This window comes from Exiguobacterium sp. s132 (assembly GCF_018617235.1).
Lineage (GTDB): Bacteria > Bacillota > Bacilli > Exiguobacteriales > Exiguobacteriaceae > Exiguobacterium > Exiguobacterium profundum.
Genome location: NZ_JACSJU010000001.1, coordinates 1792654 through 1816608 on the forward strand (window position 1 = coordinate 1792654; position 23955 = coordinate 1816608).

Below are 23955 nucleotides of genomic sequence, written 5' to 3' on the forward strand. Positions count from 1 at the left end.
GGTATTGAATAGCGTCCTGATTGATTCATTCTTACAGCGGACTCTTCACACTCGAAGTGAGCGCTGCATCGAATCGTGCCGTGATTTGATGCGGACGGGTGATGGCTCCCCCTACAACGACCGCGTGCGTTCCTAAATCCATACAACGCTTTGCCATCTCAGGTGTCAAAATATTCCCCTCGGCCACGACCGGCTGTGTCACGTGATCTAACACATCTTTTAAAAACTTGAAATCATCATGGTAGAGAAGAGATCCTTTCGTTTCGTCTGTATATCCGTGCAAAGTTGTCGAGATATAGTCGAAACCAAGGCGATCCGCCTCAATGCAGTCCTCTAGGGTCGCGCAATCAGCCATCAACAATTGATTCGGATAAATCGAGCGGATAGCGTGAACCAGTTCTTGGAGTGACAGGTTTCCCGGACGAGGACGCTTTGTCGCGTCGAGCGCGATGGCGTCCACACCGACTTCCATCAATTCCTCGATCTCTTTCATGGTCGCTGTGATGAACACGTCACTATCTTCATAGTCACGTTTGACGATACCAATAATCGGAACAGTCACGTGTTTTTTTATCTCTTGAATATCCCTCGCTGAATTGGCTCGAATTCCTTTGGCGCCACCTTGAACGGCCGCAATAGCCATCCGTCCCATAATGAATTCACTATGGAGCGGTTCACCTTCTAAAGCCTGGCACGAAACAATCAATCCAGTCGGTAACGTTATCATAATAGTTATTCACTTCTTTCTTTTAAACGATCAAGCGCTTTAAGTGTTTGTAGATAATGCGCTTTTAATGCTTCATTCGTCTCCATCAATGTCTTCGTCACCGCGTCGGCTGTGAAGAGAAGTGGGAGTTGTGTATTAATCAAGAATGCCTCACCGGAGGCACCGGCAGTCAACAACCGATAGTCGACAAGTTCAGCAAGTGGTGAATGTTGATAACCGACGAATGCAACTGTCGTACACCCCGACTCTTTCGCGAGTTGCATCGCCTGGACGACTTCTCGACTTTCTCCACTATTCGAAAAGGCAATGACTACGTCTTCTGACGTGACAATCGATGCGTCCATGACCATGCTGTGACTGTCGAAAGCGGTAGTCGCCAACAATCCCATCCGTCTCAATCTGTATTCCATTTCCTGTGCCACTAGTCCGGCGTTGCCTAATCCGTATAAGTGAACGGATCGGCTCGATGTAATCTCTTTACAAATCGCAAGTAGTTCATCCTGTTCAATTAAATGAGCGGTCGTCTGAATCAATTCAATGTATGACCGCTGCATCGGTTCGAGCGAAGTCGTTTGGGGCAAATTCGTTTCCGTCAACGTCTTTTGCATCATGAGCTTCAGTGAACTATAACTTCCCACTCCGATTTTTTTGCAAAACCGCGTGATTGTCCCTGGTGAAGTCGCAATCGCATTTGCCAAATCAGTAATGTTCATTTCGATTGCCTCATTCATGTTCGCCATCAGATAATCCGCAATCTTTTTCTCACTGCCCGTCATTTCTGAATACACGTGTTTTATTTGCTCCCACACGGTTCTTCCCTCCAACACATTCGTTATTCGCCCCGGCCTAACGCCTCTTGGACTTCATTCTTAATAATTGTAACAGAAGGACCGTAGATTACTTGAATTCCATTCCCTTTTTGAACCACCCCGTGAGCGCCCGTCTCTTTCAACAAGTCTTCACGGACATGTTGATTGTCGTTGACGGTGACGCGGAGGCGTGTCGCGCAGCAGTCGACCGTCTCAATATTGTCGTCGCCACCTAGTGCCGCAATGATGGCTGACGTACGATCCGACACCGCAACGTCTGCTGTTTTTACTGTCTCATCCGATCGTCCAGGTGTCATGAAATTGAACTTTGTGATGAGGAAACGGAACGTTACGTAGTAGAGCAAGAACCAGAAGGCACCGATGACCGGTACGAGCATCCAGTTCGTCTTGTCATTCCCTTGTAAGACCCCGAATAAGATAAAATCAATGAACCCACCAGAGAATGTTTGACCAATCGTAATCTCAAAGATGTGAGCCATCATAAAAGCAAGTCCATCAAAGATAGCATGTACTAGATAGAGGACCGGTGCGACAAACAAAAATGCGAATTCGAGTGGCTCTGTGATTCCCGTCAAGAATGAGGTGAGTGCTGCCGAGAACAAGAGCCCGAACACGATTTTCTTTTGCTCCGGCTTTGCACAGTGATACATGGCAAGCGCCGCACCGAGAAGACCAAACATCATCGTAATGAATCGACCCGACATAAATCGTGCTGTTCCTTCATAGAATTGTGTCGTGTTCGGGTCAGCCAACTGCGCGAAGAAAATCTTTTGTGTTCCTTCGATCAATGTTCCGTCAATGACCATCGAGCCCCCGAGCCCAGTGGTCCAAAACGGAATGTAGAAGATATGGTGCAATCCAAATGGTCCAAGCATCCGAAGGACGAACCCATAAATAAATGTTCCGATATATCCTGTTTTTTCAACGAGACCACCTAACGAGAAAATCCCGTTCTGCACCGTCGGCCAGATGAAGTAGAGCCCAATCCCTACACCAATCGCAACGAATGACGTGATGATTGGGACAAAACGTGATCCGCTGAAGAACCCGAGGAACTGTGGAAGCACTTGCTTGTTGTAGCGGTTATGCAAGAGCGCCGTGACAATCCCAATCAAGATCCCACCGAACACACCAGTTTCAAGCGTTTGAATTCCGAGCGCCATCCCTTGACCGGCACTCGCTAAGTTCGTTTCCATCAACTCTCCAGTAATCTGAAGCATTGCGTTGATGGTCGCATTCATAATCAAATACCCAAGCATCGCTGCCAATCCGGCCGTTCCTTTATCAGACTTCGCGAGTCCGACAGCGACACCGATGGCAAACAACACAGCCAAGTTCGCGAATACAATCGAACCGGCAGCCGCCATAATGGTGAATAGATGTTGCAACCAGTCGATGTCGAGGAACGGGTACGCTTGCACCGTATTCGGGTTAGACAAGGCGCCCCCAATTCCTAACAGTAGTCCAGCGGCCGGTAAGACAGCAATCGGCAACATGAACGATTTCCCGAATTGTTGCGCTCGTTCAAAGAGACGTGACATGAATAAATCCTCCTTAAAATCATTTTCACCTGAATCATAATATGAAAAATATTTTTATGCAAGCGTTTACGGTAAAAAAGATTTTAAAAAGAGTGACCTCGTTTGGTCACTCCAGATTACCCTCGACTTTTCCGCGTCAACGTCAATCCACCAAATCCACTGATGACAGCGATGTAAAATCCTAAATCATAGAACCAGCCGGTATTGTTCACTTCATACACACGATACGTATCATTGAATAATCCTAAAATGAGTGAGATCGGTGCAATCCATCCGTGCCAAATACCCCAGAAAAAACCTGCCGGATCCGTCGTGTACGTACCGTCACCCGGAACACAACCTCCGAGTAGTGTAACAAGTGTCAGCATGATGAGTATGATTCCAAATCGTTTCATCTTTCATCCCTCCTATAATGGGTATTCCCGTTTCTCCTAAAAAAAGCACTGACAAACGTCAGCGCCAAAGTTGAACCGTATTCGCAAACTCGATATCTGTCGCCAATTCACCGTCAAGTGCATGAAGATCGAAATCTTCCCCATCGAGCCATTTTTGGAAGTCGAAGATGACCGGATCACGGTCTCCACCGAGCGCAAACCAGGTCTCGAGCGTTTCAGGGAAATAAGCAGCCGTATGAATCGTTCCCGCCCAACTCTTGTACAATTCTGAAAAGACGCCCTTGTCGGTGTCGTTCATGAGACGGAATGCGCTCTCCGCATCTTGAATCAAGTGTTGCACGACTTTGATTTCCATCATGCGACGAGTCGAATCATCAAGATGATAGCGATTCTCGTGTTGGAGTAGTTCAAAATGGTTTGTACAGATATTCGATTCCCGTACTTGGATGTCTCGAGGCGTCGCCTCGATTACACGTGTTTTCGATGATTTGTCATGGACGACGTATGTGAATGACCCGCGATGCGGAATCTCTTTTAATAAATCGACTGCTTCTTCCACCGTCGCACATGTTTCTAGAATGATTCGTCCAATCATTTGACAGACAAACCCGTCCCCGGGTCGACGACGATTGATGAAATTGTAGCCCATGGCAAGTCCTTTTTCATTCATTCCGTCCATACGTCCGGTGACACGAGAGACCGGTCCGATGACCGCATACCCGTCATCCGGTTGAAAGACGTTGTATCGACCGTCATACGTCATCGGGTGATAATCGTAATTCCGAACGAGAAAGTTATCCCCCGTCAAAATCGAACAGCCGCTGATTGGATTGTTGACTCGAAAATGTCCGAAATGAAGTAACGTGTCATTGAGCGACAGCTTCAGCTCATCTTGTAACCCAATCAACTCTTCCCAAATCTTTGGAGCAAATTCATCGAAGGCAGCCTTTGCCTCAGTGGCATCAATCTCAAATCGCGGAACGCGTAGTTTCCACTGATCCGTCCGATTTTCGAGCAATTGACTGCGCTTAATATATTTTCCTTGAAATCGTCCGAAGTCATAATGACTTCCCCGAAACTGTGTCAGTTCACTAGAGAATTGTTGCATGAAAAAACCTCCCTTGCGCCCATTATAGCGGACGCACGAGAGGTCTGTCTGAAGTGAGACTGTTTATAACTTGAACTGTTGACTCATTCGTTGCATGTCCTCTGCCGTGCTCGACAAATCTTTTACGAGACGATTCATCGTCTCACTCGTCGCCGACATCTGTTCCGTCGAAGCAGCCACTTCCTCATTTCCGGCCGTACTTTCTTCTGAAATCGAAGCAATTTCAGACAGTCCATGTTGAATGTGGTCCTGGTTCGTCTTCACTCGATCGAGTTGGCCACGCATCGAACTCGTCAATTGTTGCATGTGACGAACGCTCTGTTCGATTTCAGTGAACGCACGCTTCGTTGATTCAAGTGTCGCTTTCCCTTCCTCTGCAGCCGTCATGCTCTCTGTAAAGGTTTGACCGAGCGCAATCGAGTTTTGTTTGACGCTTCCGACGATTTCCGAAATTTCACTGACAGACTCAGCGACACTATCCGAAAGTTTCCGAATCTCCGAGGCGACGACGGCAAACCCTTTTCCGTGTTCACCGGCCCGAGCCGCTTCAATCGCTGCATTGAGTGCAAGCAAGTTTGTCTGTTGTGAAATTTGACGAATCATCGTGACCAGTTCCGTCACCTCGTCCGCTTGTTGTTCAAAGTCGCGGACTTGTCCTTGTGATGTTTTCACTTGCGCATGAATGTGAGTCATTTGATTGACGGCACTCTCCATGTAACGTAGACCATCCATCGTCACCCGACTGACGACTTCCGCCTGCTCACTCACTTGTTCTCCGTCTGATGTCGTTTGCTCGACAAGTGTCGAAAATTCATTCATATGTCCGTAAAGACGCATCGTCAAGACACTTTGATTCTCAACACCGCTTGCGATTTCTTCCATCGTATAGGCAATTTGGCGAGAGGCATCATTTACCTCTTCTGAGATACCTGAAACGTTGCCACTCTCATCCCGTACCGTCTGTGCCGACGTTTGAATGCCGGAAATCAAATCTTTTAACATATGTGTCATCTTATCCATCGATACCGTCAGACGTTTGATTTCGTCATTAGATTTTAACTTAATACCTTCAACCGCAGTCGTCGCTGTCGCCAAATCACCTTCAGCAATGGATGTGGCCACACGTTCTAGCGCTTGAAGTGGACGCAATTTCCAGCCAAGATAACGCCAGATGATGATTCCCGAAACGACAAGGAGCACGAGTAAACCGATTAAGATTGGAACTAAACTCTCTTTTAAGACATCTCCTGTAATCGCGGAGACCTCAGTAGCAGCTTTATCAATTCCGAGTACCCCAACTACCTCGTTCCCTTGTTTAATCGGGACGAGCACCGTCACATACTTCCCGTACTCCGGATCATCGATGACATCGGTTGCGACGGTCTCACCTTGGAATGCGGGCGATGCTCCTTCATACGTCATCGCTGTAGTCGGAGACCCGATTTCTGCGGCATCCGCTTCGCTCAATCCGTCCACGATCATTCGAACTTCCTCACCCTCTGTGGCGATCGTGTATACATACATCGCTCCAATTTGCTGACGATATGCATCTAAATATTTACGAAACTGCTCATACTGCTCATTTTTTGACGGATTCGCTACGAAGGATGCATAGGCATCGACATCCAATGATTCACTAATCCGTTCACCATCTTCAATTAACGTCGCATGTAACGTACTGAGTACGGAATGCTTCGTACTGAAGTATTGCACTACTCCAAACAAAATGATGAGCAACGTGACGAAGACCAACATTGATGCTAGAATGCGCGTCTGTAACGACTCTGATTTCTGTTTCATCTCAAAATTCCTCCATTCTCTCCTTACTCTTTTTATCGGATAGAATAGACTTATCTCCACAAAAAAACAGGCGATTTTCGACAACATCGCCTGTTTCTTATTCACCATTTGTCGAATTAATGACTTCGAGTGGTATCGTGATTTCCGATTCACCTTCTTCAACGAGATGGAAGAGTGGAAGTGTCTCTGATACGAACAGATCCGGGTCTACGTCCGTCTGATACTCATACGTCCGAATATCCTCTTCACGCTCTGCAATCAGTTCACCAAACGGAATCGCAACGCGTTCGCCTTCGACCTCATAACTCATGACCGTCGTCGGATCAAGACGACGATTTTCGAGCATTCGAATCGTGAAGAGCATCGTCGTGTTATTCGTTCGCTCAAGAGAAACGGCGATTGCATCGGACTGTCCTGCACGTTTATCAATCATCGTTTCATCCACATTTTGTTCGTAAACGACGTTCTCTTCACTCGACTCTTCTGTCTGGAGCTGCTGACAACCCACAATCGTCATCAAGCCAACTAATAATACAATGACTAAAGCACGCATCCCATTTCTCCTTACTTCAAGGCGAAAGTGAGTTCTGCTTCACAAGCAACTTCTCCGTCGACCGTGGCCACGGCACGTCCTTTACCAATTGGTCCACGAATTTTCATGATTTCTACCTCGAGGCGAAGTTGATCACCCGGGACGACTTGGCGTTTGAAACGGCAGTTGTCAATCCCTGCAAAAAAGGCGAGCTTGCCTCGATTCGATTCGTCTTTCAACATTGCAAAAGCACCGACTTGTGCGAGTGCTTCAACAATCAAGACACCTGGCATGACATTATAGTCTGGGAAATGCCCGTTAAAGAACTCTTCATTCGCCGTGACATTTTTTAATCCAACAGCACGCTTCTTTTCCTCGACTTCGATAATTCGATCAATTAACAGAAACGGGTATCTGTGTGGGATTACTTCTTTGATTTGCTCAATTGTATACATCCATCCACCGCCTTTAAGAGGTTAGCCAAAAATCGGTGATATGGCGCCAGGTCTCGATGTCAAATACATCTTTCCAATCGCCTCCGCCAATGACGCTATATCCGATGACCGCTCCGAGGGCGAGCATCGCGATTGCCAACACTAAAACAACGAGCACGCGCAGTAAAATCGGGAATCGACGATGATTCGATAATCGCGATTGCTTTTTCTGCTTCGTCTCTTGTTCTGGTGAACCTTTTTGTTCTTCCGAACTCGTCTGTTCATCGTTCGCCACGTCCAACCATCCTTTCAGCTAAAATGATTATATCATATTAGTACCTGGTATTAAAATGCGTAAATTGCTACCTTTTTAGTGTACCCTATGCAGAAAAGTCGAACAAGCATCCTTCCCTGATAGAAGTCGAACGATTTATTTCTTTACCTTCAAATATGCTACGCTTAGACTATTCAACGTCAGGAGGTTTGTCTATGTGGAATGAATTTAAAAAATTCGCAATGCGGGGGAACGTCATCGACTTGGCGATTGCTGTCGTACTTGGTGCAGCGTTCACTGCAATCGTGAACTCACTCGTCAATGATATCTTTATGCCGCTTCTCGGAATCATTATTGGAGGAATCGATTTTTCTAGCTTAAAAGCACGTGTACTCGGAGTGGATGTGTTATATGGCAATTTTATTCAACAGATTGTGTCCTTCTTCTTGATCGCCATCGCCCTCTTCTTGATTGTCAAAGTCATCAATCGTTTACAGCGTGAAAAAGAAGTGGAGGAAGCTGCTATTCCGACCCCAACGAAAGAAGAGCAACTGTTGACAGAGATTCGTGATCTGCTAAAAAATCGTTCTTTATGAATGCGAAGGCGCCCGACTACTGTCGTGGCGCCTTTTCAATGATATGACGCACGCGTTGGACCGCATTCGTCAATAGTGGAGCTGCTTCCCAAATCGCTTCTTCTAACGTCATGATCCGAGACACGATCGGAAAAATGGCGACGATGCCGGACTCCATATGCGATGTGTAATCGGACTGTCCGGTGAAGACGAGGGTCGGGACCCCGCGCGTATGTGCAAGGCGCGCCAACCCATACGGTGCCTTTCCCTCAAAGCTTTGCGCGTCAAATTTACCCTCTCCTGTAATCAGCCAATCTGCTTTTTCTAACTGTTCTTCGAGCTTAGACCAACTGACCACTTCTTCGATGCCACTCACGTAGATTGCACCAAGCTGCAATAGCGCAAAGCCGATGCCGCCAGCCGCCCCTGCTCCAGGAAGTGCTCTTCTATCCACTTCAAAACAGTTCGCGTAGTGATCGAGGATCCGGTCATATCGCTTCACTACATCTGCCGCCAATCCTTTCTGGGGTCCGAACACATAGGCTGCTCCGCTTCCACCAATCAATGGGTTCTGTACATCGGAAGACATTCTCCATACGACCTCGCGCGCACGCGGATGAAGACCGGACCAATCAATTGATGCCACTTCTTCTAGTCGATGGGGAATGGTCGATAACACAGAGCCGTTCGCATCAAGAAAACGAACACCTAACGCTTCGAGCAATCCTTTCCCACCATCCATCGTTCCGCTCCCTCCGAGCCCGATGGTGATGATCTTCGCCCCACGCTCTAGCGCTTGAACGATCTGTTGACCGACTCCGACTGAACTGTAGCGCCACGGATCGACATGAGCGAGGAGTGTCAATCCTGCTGTTTCCGCCACTTCGATTACCGCGTGCCTCGTTGACGGCTCGAAACCAAAACGTGCAACGCGCTGTATTCCATCCAAGCACACGACATTTTCTTCTATAATGGTTCCTTCTGCATGTGTCGCAATCCAAGCATCCAAAAAACCTTCTCCTCCGTCAGAGATCGGTATGATGGTGACCTCATGCCCTTCAAGCGCACGAAGGACCGCTTGATTTGCTTCCATACTCGAAAGTGAGCCTTTGAATGAATCCATCGCGACTACAATCCGCATTGATGCTTCTCCCCCTTTGTCTATAAAAAAACCGCTTCTCGGCTCGAGAAGCGGTATGCGTTATGGACGTAACGCCGTGACAAGCCCCATCATCTGATCGCTCATCGACATCGCCCGTGAGTTCATTTGATATGCTCGTTGTGTGATTGTCATATCAGTCATCTCTTTCGTCAAATCAACGTTCGATGACTCGAGTGTCCCTTCAATCAATAGATTTCCGAGTGGACGATCGACTTCGGTCTCCAAATCCGCTTCGAACACGTTATCACCGAGCGGACGTAATTCCGACGTATTGCGGACTTCTACGATGTCGAGACGTCCGAATTCTTGTTCAACGCCATTCACACTCGCAACGACCACACCGTCTTGACGAATGCGCTGATTCGTCGCATCGTTCGGCATCGTGATTGGATTACCGTCATCTCCAAGAAGCGGATTCCCGTTCACATCAACGAGCGTCGTCTCGTCACCGACTGACAATTGCATGTTTCCACTTCGAGTCACCCCGACACCGTTCGGCGTGTCCACGACAAAAAATTGACGGCTCGCCTTTAAAAAGACGTCCAATCCACGATCTGTCGTACGTACTTGTCCGATATTGAACTGCTGTGTAATATCGGCGACATGTCCCCCGACTCCAATCCGAATCCCGTTCGGTGTGTCTCGACCGACTTCGAATTCAGGACGCGGTTGGTTGTTATACGCCTGCGACAATAGCGAAGCAAAATGCCCCTGTTGACGCTTAAAGCCGACCGTATCGACGTTTGCGATATTGTGACCTGTCACATCTAATTGACGCTGAAGTTGAGACAGAGAGTTGACCGAGTTATAAATGGACTGCATGGTGTTCCTCCTTAACGAATACGAGCGATTTCGATTGCCCGCTCGGCACTTTTATCATACGCTTGGACGACCTTTTGATTCGCCTCAAACTGACGATACGTCATCATCAAGTCTGCCATCGTCTGGTCGAGGTTGACGTTCGCTTCTTCAATAAATCCTTGTAGTACTTCGACCTGGGCCGGCGCCGGGGCATCACCCGTCACACGCCAGTCATTGCCGACTTGTTCAAGAGTCGTCAAGTCATCGATTTGGTAGGCACCAAGAGTCGCCACGTTTTGTCCAAGCGATGTGATGACGCCATCTTTCCCAACTTGAAACTCGCTCGATGGTAATTGGATTCGTTCCCCTTCATCAGAAAGGATATATCCGCCGTCCGCAGAACGAAGGAAGAGCGTCTCATCGATCGAGAAGCGTCCATTTGTCGTATATAACGTCTCGCCGCCTTGTTCGACTGCAAACATCGGGGCTCCCGCAAAATCAGTAGGTGCCTTTAAATACAGGTCGGTCGGGCTACCGGATTCTGTGATACTCCCAGCTGAGAATCGGGGCATTGTTTCTTGAAGATAGACGCCCATTGATAGGGTACCTACTTCTCCCTTCACGCGCGATTTCGCGTTATCCGGATTGCTGACTTGTGCAAGAAGCATCTCCGGAAACGAACGTACCACGCCATCAGACGCTTTGAAGCCTGGTGTTCTCACATTACCAAGGTTGTTGCTCAAAATCTCTTGTTGGCGCTGCAGGGCATTCATCGCTCCCGCTGCTGTATATAATCCGCGTAGCATAATCGTCTTCCTTTCATCCTATAACATGATTCACTCTCTATATCGTACCAAACGAGCGTGACATTCACCGTTTTTTCAAAAAAAGTTCATCCCATAAATTAGGATGAACTCTCTTCATTGACATGGTCGACCATCGGTAACTCGACAATCATCGTCGTTCCTTCTCCTAGTTGAGATTGAACAGAGATGGTACCACCGTGCAGTTGAACGATTTCTTTACAGATTGCTAAACCTAATCCGGTTCCACCAATCTGTTTACTTTCTTCCGATGCCGAACGATAAAATTTATCAAAGATTCGTGCTGCATCTTCTTCCGAAAGTCCTAACCCTTCATCCGTGATCCTGATTTGAATCGTGTCATCTTCACACGTGACATCGACTGTCACATTCCCACCTCTTGGAGAATACTTGATGGCATTGTTCAAGATGTTCGAGAAGACTTGACGTAATTGGGCCGGATCTCCCGCGACGAATAGCGATTCATCACAATCAAAGTGGAAGAAATGATGCTCTGTCGACCCTGCGTGGATTTCGAGGAGATCTGATAATAAATCGTATAGACTCTCTACTTTAAAGTCAGGTACGCTCATACCCGCCTCCATTTTTTGAACATCTAGCAAGTCACTCACGAGTCGTTCGAGCCGCTTTGTCTCACTCGCAATCATGTCTAAATAGCGCTCTCGCTTCGTGTTTTCCAATTGACGACTTTTGAGCAGTTCTGAAAAACCGAGAATCGAGGTAAGGGGCGTCCGAAGCTCATGGGATACTGTCGCCACAAGTTCTGTCTTCAAGCGATTGACTTCTGTTTCCTGGGTAATATCTCGTGAGACGAAGATGACACCCACACGTTCATTTTGAAGATCAATCGGTTCGGCGTACATGCGAATCGTTTTCTGACCCTCTTGCATCGTATAGGTGAACGTTTCGTCGAACATGCCTTCTTCTTTAGCACGCTTCGTGAAACCGTTCAGTCCCTCTTGATCATCAATCTGGTTCATGAACATCGGATAGTACATCGCAATTGGGTATAGACTGCCCCGTTCTGTTGATGGAATCGGATGTTCATATAAGTCAAAGAGCGCACTGTTACCAAAGCGTTCATTCGTTTTGAGTTCCGTATAGACGATAGAATCGCGCATCGTGTGCAAAATTCGAGCGGTCTTCTCACGTTCGAGATCGACTTGATCTTGTTGGCTCCTAAGTGAGGTCGCCATCTCATTAAACGCTTTCGACAACTGTCCGACTTCGTTTTGCAGTGGTTTAATCGGGATGAGTGTCGCGCTCGGGTTGCTCGCGAGACGCTCACTGTTTACCATCAGCGTCTGCAGTTGATTGGTCAACCTTAAAATATATGGCTGCAACCCGACAAACAATATGAACAATGCCCCGAGTAGAATCAAAAGCCACATCCATTGGGCTTTCACTAACTGTTTTGACAGCGCATCTCGCAATTCACTTTCTTGAAAATCAAGATTTTGTCGATAGTCGGTAAAGACCGACTCCATATCGACGATGCTTGCACTCATATCGGCAGCACTACTTGAGTTCAATTTAAATCGCGTCTGAGTCGACGTTTCATTTTTCGGCATGAATTGCCCTACGGTGCGCATCTGCAGGAAGGATTCATCAATTTCTCCTGCCTGCTTCGCAATCACATACTGCTCAAGTGCCGGCATGACGCGTGTTGTATAAATGGAGAAGAGAAGTCTCGCATCCTCTGCGAACTGTACTTCTTCCGCGTTTCTTGCCTGTTCTTCGAACCAGGTCGTTTGCTCGTCGATGTTCGTTTGAGCCGTTCTTACTTCTTCTAATAGCGCACGTTCTCCTAACAGGACGTGCCCTCGTAATTCATATTGCATCGATTGCCACGTTTCAAACAGGTCTGTCGCCCGTGCACGTTGCTCACTGATTCGTTCTAATTTTACGGTCGTCTCTTGAATCGATTGCTGTGTATAAAAATAGGTCCCAATCGATGTGAGCGTCACTAAGGCAATCAATATATAGAAAATCGTCATAACTTGTCGACTAATGCGTTGTTCAATCCAACGTTTCATGGAATGCCTTCTTCCTTCACTCTTAGAATGCCTCACTTCGTACGGTGAATGACTTTTTCTGTTCAAACAAAAAAAGTTCGGGTACGATGATGAGACGGAGAGTCACTTCAAAAATTCATTCACCTATTAGAAAGAATAACGGAATGACCTCACAAGAAACTCACAAAGATTGAAGGGAATGTGTTCATGACGCGTAATCGAATGACGTTTATCCTCATCCTTGTGATGTTGGTTGGCGTCAGTCTCACTTTATTGATTCGACATCAGTCAATCAATCCGATCGTCACCGTTAACAAGGGCGAAGCTTCTCTTCTCTCTTCTACTGTCGACGAAGAGATTTTGCGACTAGACGGCTCATGGCGCTATGAGTCAGGGATTGTCACCCAAGTTGATCGCCGCTCCTATCGAACCATTCCGTTTACAACCCCTTATCGTGAATCTACCTATGAACTCGATATCGCGTTGCCAACCGGTACGTATGCCTTGCTCATTCCAAAGTCCCTATCCTCCTCTACGATTTTGATAGATGGGAAAATGGTTGAAACGATACAAATTGGAAACAATCGTCTCGTCGAGCAGCCGTCTCTGCTCTTGCTCGATGATGAGACAAAACAATTCCGACTGACGATTCAACATGAACGACAGGCAGGTAATTTCGCACCCATCGAAGAAAGTATATTAGTCGGACCGTTACATGCCATCATGACCACTCAAAACGCTTATGCCGGCTACGAATTTTTCATGTTGCTCATTTCACTTTTGATTGCCATGTTCTATGCCATCGTCTATCTCTTTCACCGAAATGAACGGTTGTATGGTTTCGGAACAGCTTTCTTTTTTTTGACGAGTTTTTCAATCATGTCCCGAGACGGCATGTGGATCTCGGGTAGTGATAAGTTGACGTTAAGTTTAGCCTTACTGAGTATCATCATGTTAATCGAGTTTTCGCGATGTTTGGAACGTGTGTCATTTGACCGGTTTTTGGCCATTTCGAGATATCCACTATATGGATTGACTGTACTATCCATCTTCCTGCCCTCTTCCGTTTACGAAGTGTATGAATACTTTGTATGGATGATCGTTTTATTTATCACGTTCTTCTGGGTCGGATTGAATATTGGATGGCTTCTTGAAAAGTACAAGACAGGCAATCCGCTCGAGTTATTAACTTTCACACTCGCCCAACTCGTCGGATATATCGGAATCATGACGTCGACGTTCATCGTCTCGCCCAATCAGCAGCTGTACGCCAATACGTTTACCATCATCTATTTCCTATTGATGTTTTTGCTTCTACCGATTCACCTGTCTACCGACAAAGGGAAAAAACAACAAGTTGAAGCGTTGGCCTCTCAGCACGAGATGTCCTTCTTTAACGCTCAAATCAAACCTCACTTCCTTTACAATACGTTTGGAAATGTGATTGCACTCTGTTACACGTCTCCACCCGATGCGGCTCGTCTACTCAGTCACTTGAGCACTTACGTCCGCTTCATTTTTGAAAATGGTCGAACCGAAAACGAGATATCGATTCGCCAAGAAGTCGATATGATCGACTCGTATCTCGCCATTGAACAGACGCGATTCCGTGATTCGTTCTACGTCGAGAAAGAAATTGATGAATCTCTTCTCGACTGTTCGATTCCACCTTTATTAATTCAACCACTCGTTGAAAATGCCGTGCGACATGGTCTCTATCGACACCCAGGACAAAAGCGATTGACACTTACTATCCAGGAACGAAACGGAATGATTGAGATTTATGTTCAAGATACAGGGAGTGGTTTTGATCCAAACGTATCAAACAAAACATCTGGGATTGGGATTTGCAATATTAAAAGTCGAATCGAACACCTTCATGGTGCAACGTTTGACTTAGCCTCCACTTTGAAAAAAGGCACCACCATTCACCTGCGTTTACCAAAACAGGAAAGGACGAATCATTTAGATGCGTACGATTTTAATTGAAGATGAACATCATATTTTAGGGATGATGGAGCGGATTGTAAAAGAGGAGCCGTCTCTTGAGTGGATTGGTTCATTCCAAAGTCCGGTTCAAGCTCTCACTTTTATTCAAGAGCACCCGGTAGACCTTGTCTTTTTAGATATCGAGATGCCTGAAATGACGGGGCTCGAATTGGCGACCTATTTGCCGGAACGGACACAAGTCGTCTTCACGACCGCCCATCAACAGTATGCCGTTGAAGCGTTCAATTTGCATGCCACGCATTACTTGTTGAAGCCCATCACAGAGCAGATGATTCATAACGTCATTCCGCGCATCATCCAGCGCTATGAGGCGATTCAACAAAAGAATCTCAATCAATCTTGTCGCATACAATTTCTAGATCGTTTTTCGGTACGAACACAAGATGGAAATCTTGTGAAGTGGCCAACACAAAAAACAGAGGAGTTATTTGCCTACTTAGTTTTTCATCGTAAGCAGGTCATTAATAAGTGGGTGCTTGCCGAAACCCTTTACCCGGACATCGATGAACCACAACGCGCCTTACACAACGTATACAACACGATTTATCGATTGAAAAAGACGTTAGCTGAACATGAACTCGATATAACTGTTAATACAATAAATAATGGCTATTCTATTGAACTTGGTGATTCCTGTGCCTGTGATTATTACGATTGGCTTGATGCACCAAATCCTTCAATTTCTAAAACAGACTTAAAAAATCGTTTATTTGTTGATAAAGACTATACATGGCATTGAAAAAAGACATCTCACACTTAAAGTGAGATGTCTTTTTTTTTATTGTATCCATCGAACGTTCTCTATTAGCGCCCAGTAAACCCTCCGTCAACGTGAAGATGTTGGCCATTCACCCATGCGCCGTCTGGGCCCATCAAGAAAGCGACGAAGCGAGCCGTATCTTCAGGCGTCCCCATTCGCTTGTAAGGAAATAATGGTAGCAAGTGTTCTCGAAGTTCGTCATTGATCCAACCCGTATCCGTCGGTCCCGGATCGAACGCATTCACCGAAATGCCGTATTCTCCTAATCCATTCGCCAACGCAGGTGTGATGGCAATCAATGCACCTTTCGTTGCGATGTAGGCCAGGTTATTCGCATCCGGTCCCCCCGATACGAAGAACAGGATTCGCCCATCTTGATGTCCCGCTTGTTTATAGCGCTCAATAAACGCAAAGGTGAGTCCGAGTGTCCCTTCGTTATTCACCAGGTAATGTTTTCTCAATACGTCGGTTGTAAAGTTCTCAACGTTGACATGTCGTTCATAGGTCGCGTTATGGATTAGCCTGTTCGGTATACCAAGTTTAGCTTCCATTCGATCAAGTAATCCGACCTCGTCTCCTGAAGCCAAATCGTATGCCTCATGCTCGACACGGGCCCCTTCTTCAGTCAGTTCTTGAACCAATCGTTCGATGAAGCCAATTTCTTCCCCGATTCCTTCTTTAGCGTCAAACGGACTCCAGTGCGTCAAGTACAAGTCATGTCCTTCAGAAGCAAGTTTTCGCGCAATCGCAGCACCGATGCCTTGATTGCGACTGACGCCAGTAATGAGTGTAAGTGGTTTGTTCATGATGTCCTCCGATTCTATTTGATTATTCTGTTCAGTTCATTAGTGAATCGGTGCCATCATGATTCCCCTCTCATTGATTAATGATTTCATTATATACAATTTTTCCCATGAATGAACTATATATTCGTATCCTCTTTAGATATGATGGATATATATGATTCATCACATCGGTATTGGGAGGCGCTTATTTGAAAAAGTTGATCATAACGACATTTTGTACATGGATATTGAGTGCTTTGCTCTATGCTGCCTTGACGGATGAATCATTTGTCACGCTTACCCAATCCGTCGACGTCAATCAGAACGTGTTGGAGCGCTACTTGACAACTCAAGTCATGTCTCCTAATTTCGGTGGGGATGTTTATGCCAGCTATCAAATCCTCGGGACGAGTACGACTCGACAGGAAGTGTATGTATGGGTGCTTCTACAAGAATATTATCCTAACCATCAACAACTTGAGCGAGGGACCGGAATATCTGCTCCAATCGTCTTACACATTGACCATTCCTCAGGAGTCTCTCGGATTGTCAATCATACGTTACCTCGAGATGGCTCATATTATCCTGGCGACTTACATACCCTATTCCCATTACATATTTCTATCGGCTTAATGTCTCACCCAACAGGACTTACCAACCGTCTCCAACGTCAACTTGAATCAGAGTTACCCCTTCCTGTTTCAAATACATATTGAAAGGATGAATCCCATGAGCCTCATTCAACAAATCAAACAAATCTACATCCCTGTCAAAGAGTTAGACCGTGCCGTTCAATTCTATCGAGACACGCTTGAGGTACCCTTTCTCTTTCAAGCAGGATTGCTCGCATTTTTCGACTGTGGGGGCGTTCGCCTCATGTTGTCCCCTCCAGAGAATGATGTTTTTGCAAAGTCAAGTCCAATTCTCTATTTGAGTATCGCATCCATCGATGACGCTTATGCTCAGTTGAAAAATGCAGGAGTGACTTTCATTGATGAACCACACTGTGTGGCAAAAATGGGGACGACAGAAACGTGGATGAGTTTCTTCAAAGATTCTGAAGGCAACGTGTTGGCACTCGTCTCCGAAATATTGAGTTGAACATACAAAAAACAAGCGACCGCACGCGGTCGCTTGTCTGTTTATTTCAATCGATCTAAGTTTTCGAGCATGATTCCCGTTCCGTGCGCGACACTGAGTGTCGGCTCCTCGGCCATCATGACCGGCAACATGACACGCTCTGCGACGAGTTGGTCAAGACCGTGAAGGAGTGATCCCCCACCTGTCATGATGATTCCGCGGTCGATGATGTCCGCTGCAAGTTCTGGTGGTGTCTGTTCAAGGACACGCTTCGCTGCTTCGACGATTTCATTAGCTGATTCAGCCATCGCTTCACGAAGTTCTTCTGACGTAATGGTCACCGTACGAGGCAATCCACGTACCATGTCACGTCCACGAATATCCATCGATTCGTTACGCCCTCCTGGGAAGACCGTCGCGATTTCTTTCTTGATTTGTTCAGCCGTACGTTCTCCGATGATCAGCTTGTGCTTCTCTTTGATGGCACGAAGGATGTCCGTATCGAAGCGATCCCCTGCAATCTTGATAGTCTCACCGCAGACGATGTCTCCCATTGATAAAATGGCGACGTCGGTCGTCCCACCACCAATGTCAATGATCATGTGACCAACCGGCTTCCAAATATCCATGCCTGAACCGACTGCCGCAGCTTTTGGTTCGACGGCGAGGAAGACTTCTTTCGCGCCAGCTTTCTCAGCAGCTTCACGAATGGCTTTTGCTTCAACCGGCGTGACGTTCGCAGGTGTACAAATCAGCATGCGGATGCCTCCGAAGAAGCCTCGGACTTGAATTTTCTCGATGAAGTGACGGAGCATTTCTTCTGTTGTGGCGAAATCGGCGATGACTCCGTCACGGAGAGGACGGATCGCCACGATATCACCAGGTGTACGACCAACCATCTCATACGCTTCTGAACCGACTGCTAGTACTTTTCCTGTAGAGCGTTTTATCGCAACGACTGAAGGTTCGTCTAAGACGATTCCTTTCCCTTTGACGTGAATGACAACGTTTGCTGTCCCTAAATCAATCCCGATATCTTTTGAAAACATGATGTATAGGTTCCTCCGTTCGTTTCTTCATTGAAAAGAGCGAGAAGAGTCTCTCCTCGCCCTCTAATTCGTGCTCGTTTCTTAGTTCTGAACCATTTCTTCAGCAACTTCGACAGTTCCTTCAATACGCTCGATGTCAGCACCGAGTGCTTGAAGTTTCTTGTGGAAGTCAACGTATCCACGGTCGATATGATATAAATCTCCAACGCGTGTCTCTTCTTCCGCGATGAGACCTGCTAGAATAAGTGCTGCTCCGGCACGAAGGTCCGTTGCGACAACTTCCGCTCCTTGAAGGCGTACGCCACCTTTGACGATTGCTGAACGTCCTTCAATCTTAATGTCCGCGTTCATACGACGGAACTCTTCGACGTGCATAAAGCGATTCTCAAACACCGTTTCCGTGATGACAGATGTACCGCCCGCTTTCAAGACGAGTGCCATCATTTGTGACTGCATGTCTGTCGGGAATCCTGGGTGTGGCATCGTCTTCACATCAACCGGCTTCAATTCGTCTGGTGCCGTGACACGCATGCCTTCTGCCGTATCCTCGAAGTGGACACCCATTTCTTCCATTTTTGAAATCAATGGACGAAGGTGCTCACGTTCTGCACCGATGACTTCGATGTCACTACCTGTGATCGCACCAGCAACGAGGAACGTACCTGCTTCGATACGGTCTGGAATAATCGAGTGTTCTGCACCGCGAAGTGTTTCTACACCTTCGATGCGGATTGTTTCTGTACCTGCACCGCGAACGTGTGCGCCCATTCCGTTTAAGAAGTTCGCAAGGTCGACGATCTCAGGTTCTTTTGCAACGTTCTCGATGATAGTCGTACCCTCTGCAAGCACAGCTGCCATCATGATGTTCTCTGTCGCACCAACAGATGGGAAGTCCAAGTAGATTTTAGCACCTTGGAGACGGCCTTCTACAGAAGCTTCTACGAATCCGTTTCCGATGACCGTTTTCGCACCCATCGCTTCGAATCCTTTTAAGTGGAGGTCAATCGGACGTGAGCCGATTGAGCATCCGCCCGGCATTGCTACACGAGCGTGACCGAGACGGGCAAGAAGAGGTCCCATGACGAGGATTGAAGCACGCATCTTCCGCACGTACTCAAGCGGTGCTTCATCTTTGATGTCGCCCGACGCATCGACAGTTACTTCATTCTTTTCTTCATTGAACGATACCTCTGCACCGAGGTGACGAAGTACTTTGTTAATCGTGTACACGTCAGCAAGACGTGGTACGTTTTGTAAGATTGACTTTCCTTCGCTAGCTAATAGAGTGGCAACCAATGTTTTGAGTACGGCGTTTTTTGCTCCCTCAACGCGCACAGTACCTGACAGTTTACGTCCTCCACGGACTACGATCAAATCCTTCATATCTCTCTTTGTCCTCCAACTTCATTGTTTTTTTATATAGTGCGTCGATATCCGAATCCGGATGTGATGATGTCGATTATTTGAATGGTTTGCAAAACGTGATGATTTTTCATTCATTAATCAATCTGAATAATAAATAAGTGCAAATTGAATGAAAAAAACATCATGTCAGACGAATTTATCCTACATGATAATCATATAGGAGTCGTTACAGCAGGATTACAGTTTGTTAAATATTCTGCGACTACTGTATAGGTGCGAGCGCCTGCGCCAGTCGAATGTACTCCAAAAAGAACTGGGCAATCAGTGAACCGAAGACAACCGCTACGAGAACGCGCAAGACAGCAGCTTGCGGACTCCTCACTTGATTGAGCAACTTATCCCATTTGACGGGTAAGAGTGCCCACCAAGCGACGTAGATCGCTATGATATAAATCGCTAGCGAAAATACGGTATTGACCATCGACGATTCCCCTCTTTTCTAAAATTCGTACCATTTTTAATCATATCATGACATGTTAGAGAAAAAAAGACTTAGGGTCTTAAGCTTCGAGCGGTTTGAACCATTCGATCAACTCACTTTCTCTACAAGCACACCAAAAGGGACGTCATCAGCAGTAAGGTCTTACTACAGTAATTGACGCCCCTCACATATTTCAAACATTATTCAATCGATTCGTCAAGGCTACGAGACCAGCGAATCGCTTCGACGTAATATTGAGACCAATCCGAATCTGTGTTATGGAGCGGAATCGTCAACTGTTCGTAGTCGATGACATCCTCTAACAACTTTCGCAAACCGTTCTGTTCACCGAGTAACGCTGCCTTTACAGGAGGCGCCACCGGAAGCTCTGCAATCAACGTTTGCATTGCCTCATCGAGAATGACGTCGAGTGATGAAAAGATTCCCGTAATGAATGCATCAAACGGTAATACATCTGTCAATGTATCCTCCGCAATCAACTCCATCATTTTTCCGCGAATGACACTCTGTTTAATCAGTTCTTTCGATTCAGACGTCTGCATCTCTCGAAGAAGCATCAAATAAGACCATCGTTTCAACTCATCTAGTCCGATTCGCGCGACGGCTTGCTCGATTGATTCAATCGTTCGACGACCTTTTTGATACACCGTATTGACCGTACGGAGCATCTTATAGGATAGGTCGACACTTCGCTCAATTTGCGCTGAAATCCGTCGAAAACTCGGTTCCGGACGATCGAGCTCTTTCAACATTTCAATGAGCGTGTGACGCAACGGATGCACTTCGGCCCCGTGCACCACGATGGGACGACTAAAGAAGTACCCTTGGAACATTTTATATCCGAGTCGTTTCGCAATCTCATACTCTGCGGGTGTCTCGATTTTTTCCGCCAAAAATTCGACTCGGTGTCCGAGCGCATCAATCAATTTTTGCTGTTGATCGACTGGGGTCGCTTGATAGTCGATTTTGATGATGTCGGCGAGTCCAATCAATGGGCGATATTTCTCTTCAAATACGAAATCATCCAGTGCAATCGTATAACCTTGACGTCTTAACGAGCGGAGAGACTGTAATACTTTCTCCGTCGGTTCGACATGTTCGAGCACTTCGACGACGAGCGATTGACGTGGTAGCAACGAAGGCACTTCCCCTTCAATCAACGTCTGAGGGAAATTGATGAACGCGCGCGTCCCTTCTGTCAATTCCCGAAAATTGAACACAAGGTAAGCGTTATGAATGACGTCAGCTGTTGCCAACGAATCATCTACGTTCTCAAAAATATTATTTTCGCTGCGGCGATATAACAATTCGTAGCCGCAAACGCGTAATTGTTGGTCAAAAATTGGTTGTCGCGCAACGTAAACTTTCATTCCCTAATCTCCTTTACGGTAGTTCCCACCTTTATTATCGGTCTTCTTCCATATATTTTTTACTAGTCCCGTCATTTAGAAGCACGACAAAAGACCCATCTTTTCCAAAAAACAACAAAAAAAACTCCCACACTTTCGTGTGAGAGTCATTCTTATTCTTTCATATCGCGAATGCTTAAGCGGTTGATCGCTTTTTTGAGCGCAAGTTCCGCACGACGGAATTCGAGTTCCGAGAGCTTCGTGTCTTGAAGACGACGCTCGGCACGAACTTTCGCCGCAGAAGCGCGATCATAGTCGATCTTATCCGCCATTTCGGCTGTTTCAGCTAAGATCGTCACCGTGTCGGGACGAACTTCCATGAAACCGCCGCTGATTGCGATCAGCGTGCGTCCACCATCTTCGTGGCGCAGCTTGAGGACTGAGACGTCGAGTGGCGTCACCATCGGGATGTGCTTTGGCAAAATACCAAGCTCACCAGTGACCGATTTGGCGATGACCATTCGTGCGTCTCCTTCAAAGGCTGCACCATCCGGGGTGACGACGTTGACGTGAACAGTATTCATCGTCTAGTTTCCCCCTTCCGCGTAGGTCTTAGACCAACGTCTTCGCTTTTTCGATGACGTCTTCGATTGGACCGACGAGACGGAATGCATCTTCAGGAAGATCGTCGTGTTTACCTTCGAGGATCTCTTTGAAGCCGCGTACTGTCTCTTTGACTGGCACGTACGAACCTTTTTGGCCCGTGAACTGCTCAGCCACGTGGAAGTTTTGTGATAAGAAGAACTGAATACGACGTGCACGGTGAACCGTGAGTTTGTCGTCTTCAGACAACTCGTCCATCCCGAGGATAGCGATGATGTCTTGAAGTTCTTTGTAACGCTGAAGCGTCTGTTGAACGTTACGTGCAACCTCATAGTGCTCTTTCCCTACGATTTCAGGAGAGAGGGCACGTGAAGTCGATGCGAGCGGGTCAACGGCTGGGTAAATCCCCATCTCCGAAAGACGACGCTCAAGGTTTGTTGTTGCATCAAGGTGGGCGAACGTTGTTGCCGGAGCCGGGTCCGTGTAGTCATCGGCTGGTACATAAACGGCTTGAATCGAAGTTACCGATCCTTTTGCAGTCGATGTGATTCGCTCTTGAAGCATACCCATTTCAGTCGCAAGTGTCGGCTGGTAACCTACCGCCGATGGCATACGTCCGAGAAGGGCTGAAACCTCAGAACCTGCTTGTGTGAAACGGAAGATGTTATCAACGAAGAGAAGAACGTCTTGTCCTTGCTCGTCACGGAAGTACTCTGCCATTGTCAAACCAGTCAAGGCAACACGGAGACGTGCACCAGGTGGTTCGTTCATCTGACCGAAGACCATCGCTGTTTGCTTGATAACGCCTGAGTCCGTCATCTCGTGGAACAAGTCATTCCCTTCACGCGTACGCTCACCGACTCCTGCGAATACAGAAATCCCGCTGTGCTCTTGCGCGATGTTGTTGATGAGTTCCTGGATGAGGACGGTTTTCCCTACACCGGCACCACCGAAGAGGCCGATTTTACCACCTTTGATGTATGGTGCGAGAAGGTCGACGACTTTAATCCCTGTTTCAAGGATTTCAACTTTCGTTGACAATTCGTCAAATGTTGGCGCTTGACGGTGAATCGGTGCACGAAGCACGTCAGCTGCCACTTCTTTATCATCGATCGGGTTACCGAGAACGTTGAAGACACGTCCAAGTGTCGCTTCTCCAACTGGTACCGAAATCGGTGATCCTAAGTCAAGTACTTCCATACCGCGGCGAACGCCGTCAGTTGAGTCCATCGCAATCGTACGGACCGTGTCGTCACCAAGGTGAACAGCTACTTCGAGCGTCAAGTCGACACTAACATCGTCCGCTGTCGCTGCCACGTGTGTGACTTTGAGAGCGTTGTAGATGTTCGGTAAGTGGTTGTCGAACTTTACGTCGATAACTGGGCCCATGACTGCGACTACGCGGCCTTTCATGCCGTATTCGTTCATCGTGTT

25 protein-coding genes are annotated in these 23955 nt (G+C 46.9%); 5 read left to right on the forward strand and 20 right to left on the reverse strand.

Annotated features, from left to right (window positions below):
- Nucleotides 1-31 precede the first annotated feature (31 nt).
- From KNO78_RS09065 to KNO78_RS09105, 9 genes are all read right to left on the reverse strand, one after another.
- Nucleotides 32-727: an N-acetylmannosamine-6-phosphate 2-epimerase gene (locus KNO78_RS09065; protein ID WP_012727331.1), complete on the reverse strand. Its 696-nt coding sequence runs from the start codon at nt 725-727 to the stop codon at nt 32-34.
- 5 nt (nt 728-732) lie between these two features.
- Nucleotides 733-1536 (reverse strand): MurR/RpiR family transcriptional regulator, encoded by an 804-nt coding sequence (locus tag KNO78_RS09070; protein ID WP_214690439.1) that lies wholly within the window; start codon nt 1534-1536, stop codon nt 733-735.
- 23 nt (nt 1537-1559) lie between these two features.
- Nucleotides 1560-3098: a maltose/glucose-specific PTS transporter subunit IIC gene (locus KNO78_RS09075; protein ID WP_214690438.1), complete on the reverse strand. Its 1539-nt coding sequence runs from the start codon at nt 3096-3098 to the stop codon at nt 1560-1562.
- A 116-nt stretch (nt 3099-3214) separates the two neighbouring features.
- Nucleotides 3215-3493, reverse strand: coding sequence for a hypothetical protein (locus KNO78_RS09080; RefSeq protein WP_012727334.1), 279 nt, complete (start codon nt 3491-3493; stop codon nt 3215-3217).
- Nucleotides 3494-3551: 58 nt separating this feature from the next.
- A complete protein-coding gene (locus KNO78_RS09085; protein ID WP_196431260.1) occupies nt 3552-4601 on the reverse strand; it encodes a C45 family autoproteolytic acyltransferase/hydrolase in 1050 nt (349 codons plus the stop codon).
- Between the two features lie 63 nt (nt 4602-4664).
- Nucleotides 4665-6401, reverse strand: coding sequence for a methyl-accepting chemotaxis protein (locus KNO78_RS09090; protein WP_214690437.1), 1737 nt, complete (start codon nt 6399-6401; stop codon nt 4665-4667).
- A gap of 97 nt (nt 6402-6498) precedes the next feature.
- The gene (locus KNO78_RS09095; protein WP_074035755.1) at nt 6499-6954 is read right to left on the reverse strand and encodes a hypothetical protein; all 456 of its coding nucleotides are present in this window, start codon (nt 6952-6954) and stop codon (nt 6499-6501) included.
- An 11-nt stretch (nt 6955-6965) separates the two neighbouring features.
- Nucleotides 6966-7388, reverse strand: coding sequence for a 3-hydroxyacyl-ACP dehydratase FabZ (gene fabZ / locus KNO78_RS09100; RefSeq protein ID WP_031422282.1), 423 nt, complete (start codon nt 7386-7388; stop codon nt 6966-6968).
- A 13-nt stretch (nt 7389-7401) separates the two neighbouring features.
- Complete coding sequence (locus KNO78_RS09105) at nt 7402-7662, reverse strand: DNA-directed RNA polymerase subunit beta (protein WP_031422281.1); 261 nt, start codon at nt 7660-7662, stop codon at nt 7402-7404.
- Between the two features lie 194 nt (nt 7663-7856).
- On the opposite strand from KNO78_RS09105, the gene mscL reads away from it, so the two are divergent.
- Nucleotides 7857-8237: a large conductance mechanosensitive channel protein MscL gene (mscL, locus tag KNO78_RS09110; protein ID WP_214690436.1), complete on the forward strand. Its 381-nt coding sequence runs from the start codon at nt 7857-7859 to the stop codon at nt 8235-8237.
- A gap of 16 nt (nt 8238-8253) precedes the next feature.
- On the opposite strand, the gene KNO78_RS09115 is transcribed toward mscL, so the two are convergent.
- The 4 genes from KNO78_RS09115 to KNO78_RS09130 form a co-directional block, all read right to left on the reverse strand.
- Nucleotides 8254-9357 carry a glycerate kinase family protein gene (locus KNO78_RS09115; protein WP_214690435.1) on the reverse strand — a complete coding sequence of 368 codons (1104 nt, stop codon included), beginning with the start codon at nt 9355-9357 and terminating at the stop codon, nt 8254-8256.
- A gap of 60 nt (nt 9358-9417) precedes the next feature.
- The gene (locus KNO78_RS09120; protein WP_196431264.1) at nt 9418-10200 is read right to left on the reverse strand and encodes a flagellar hook-basal body protein; all 783 of its coding nucleotides are present in this window, start codon (nt 10198-10200) and stop codon (nt 9418-9420) included.
- Nucleotides 10201-10211: 11 nt separating this feature from the next.
- Nucleotides 10212-10985 (reverse strand): flagellar hook-basal body protein, encoded by a 774-nt coding sequence (locus KNO78_RS09125; RefSeq protein ID WP_159562963.1) that lies wholly within the window; start codon nt 10983-10985, stop codon nt 10212-10214.
- Nucleotides 10986-11083: 98 nt separating this feature from the next.
- On the reverse strand, nt 11084-13039 hold the full coding sequence (locus tag KNO78_RS09130) for a HAMP domain-containing sensor histidine kinase (protein WP_214690434.1): 1956 nt from the start codon (nt 13037-13039) through the stop codon (nt 11084-11086).
- Between the two features lie 186 nt (nt 13040-13225).
- Between KNO78_RS09130 and KNO78_RS09135 the strand changes: the two genes are divergently transcribed.
- On the forward strand, nt 13226-15007 hold the full coding sequence (locus KNO78_RS09135; RefSeq protein ID WP_214690433.1) for a sensor histidine kinase: 1782 nt from the start codon (nt 13226-13228) through the stop codon (nt 15005-15007).
- A complete protein-coding gene (locus tag KNO78_RS09140) occupies nt 14988-15767 on the forward strand; it encodes a response regulator (RefSeq protein WP_159562966.1) in 780 nt (259 codons plus the stop codon). Before KNO78_RS09135 ends, KNO78_RS09140 begins: the two co-directional genes overlap by 20 nt.
- 65 nt (nt 15768-15832) lie before the next feature.
- Here the strand turns inward: KNO78_RS09140 and KNO78_RS09145 are convergent, their stop codons facing one another.
- Nucleotides 15833-16594: an SDR family oxidoreductase gene (locus KNO78_RS09145; RefSeq protein WP_214690432.1), complete on the reverse strand. Its 762-nt coding sequence runs from the start codon at nt 16592-16594 to the stop codon at nt 15833-15835.
- A 188-nt stretch (nt 16595-16782) separates the two neighbouring features.
- Here KNO78_RS09145 and KNO78_RS09150 point away from each other — a divergent pair, with 188 nt between their 5' ends.
- Together KNO78_RS09150 and KNO78_RS09155 are read left to right on the forward strand one after the other, a co-directional pair.
- Nucleotides 16783-17289 carry a hypothetical protein gene (locus KNO78_RS09150; protein ID WP_214686041.1) on the forward strand — a complete coding sequence of 169 codons (507 nt, stop codon included), beginning with the start codon at nt 16783-16785 and terminating at the stop codon, nt 17287-17289.
- 13 nt (nt 17290-17302) lie between these two features.
- Nucleotides 17303-17674, forward strand: a complete 372-nt coding sequence (locus tag KNO78_RS09155; protein WP_159562969.1) for a VOC family protein — start codon at nt 17303-17305, stop codon at nt 17672-17674.
- Nucleotides 17675-17715: 41 nt separating this feature from the next.
- On the opposite strand, the gene mreB is transcribed toward KNO78_RS09155, so the two are convergent.
- The 6 genes from mreB to atpD all read right to left on the reverse strand — a co-directional run bounded on the left by mreB (nt 17716) and on the right by atpD (nt 23949).
- Nucleotides 17716-18702 (reverse strand): rod shape-determining protein, encoded by a 987-nt coding sequence (gene mreB, locus KNO78_RS09160; RefSeq protein ID WP_074035738.1) that lies wholly within the window; start codon nt 18700-18702, stop codon nt 17716-17718.
- Between the two features lie 81 nt (nt 18703-18783).
- Nucleotides 18784-20085, reverse strand: coding sequence for a UDP-N-acetylglucosamine 1-carboxyvinyltransferase (gene murA / locus KNO78_RS09165; RefSeq protein WP_012727351.1), 1302 nt, complete (start codon nt 20083-20085; stop codon nt 18784-18786).
- Between the two features lie 244 nt (nt 20086-20329).
- Nucleotides 20330-20548, reverse strand: a complete 219-nt coding sequence (locus KNO78_RS09170; protein WP_031422262.1) for a DUF1146 family protein — start codon at nt 20546-20548, stop codon at nt 20330-20332.
- Between the two features lie 200 nt (nt 20549-20748).
- Complete coding sequence (locus KNO78_RS09175; protein ID WP_031422261.1) at nt 20749-21939, reverse strand: EAL and HDOD domain-containing protein; 1191 nt, start codon at nt 21937-21939, stop codon at nt 20749-20751.
- A gap of 152 nt (nt 21940-22091) precedes the next feature.
- On the reverse strand, nt 22092-22502 hold the full coding sequence (locus KNO78_RS09180) for a F0F1 ATP synthase subunit epsilon (RefSeq protein ID WP_012727354.1): 411 nt from the start codon (nt 22500-22502) through the stop codon (nt 22092-22094).
- A gap of 28 nt (nt 22503-22530) precedes the next feature.
- Nucleotides 22531-23949, reverse strand: a complete 1419-nt coding sequence (gene atpD / locus KNO78_RS09185; RefSeq protein WP_012727355.1) for a F0F1 ATP synthase subunit beta — start codon at nt 23947-23949, stop codon at nt 22531-22533.
- Between the last annotated feature and the right edge of the window lie 6 nt (nt 23950-23955).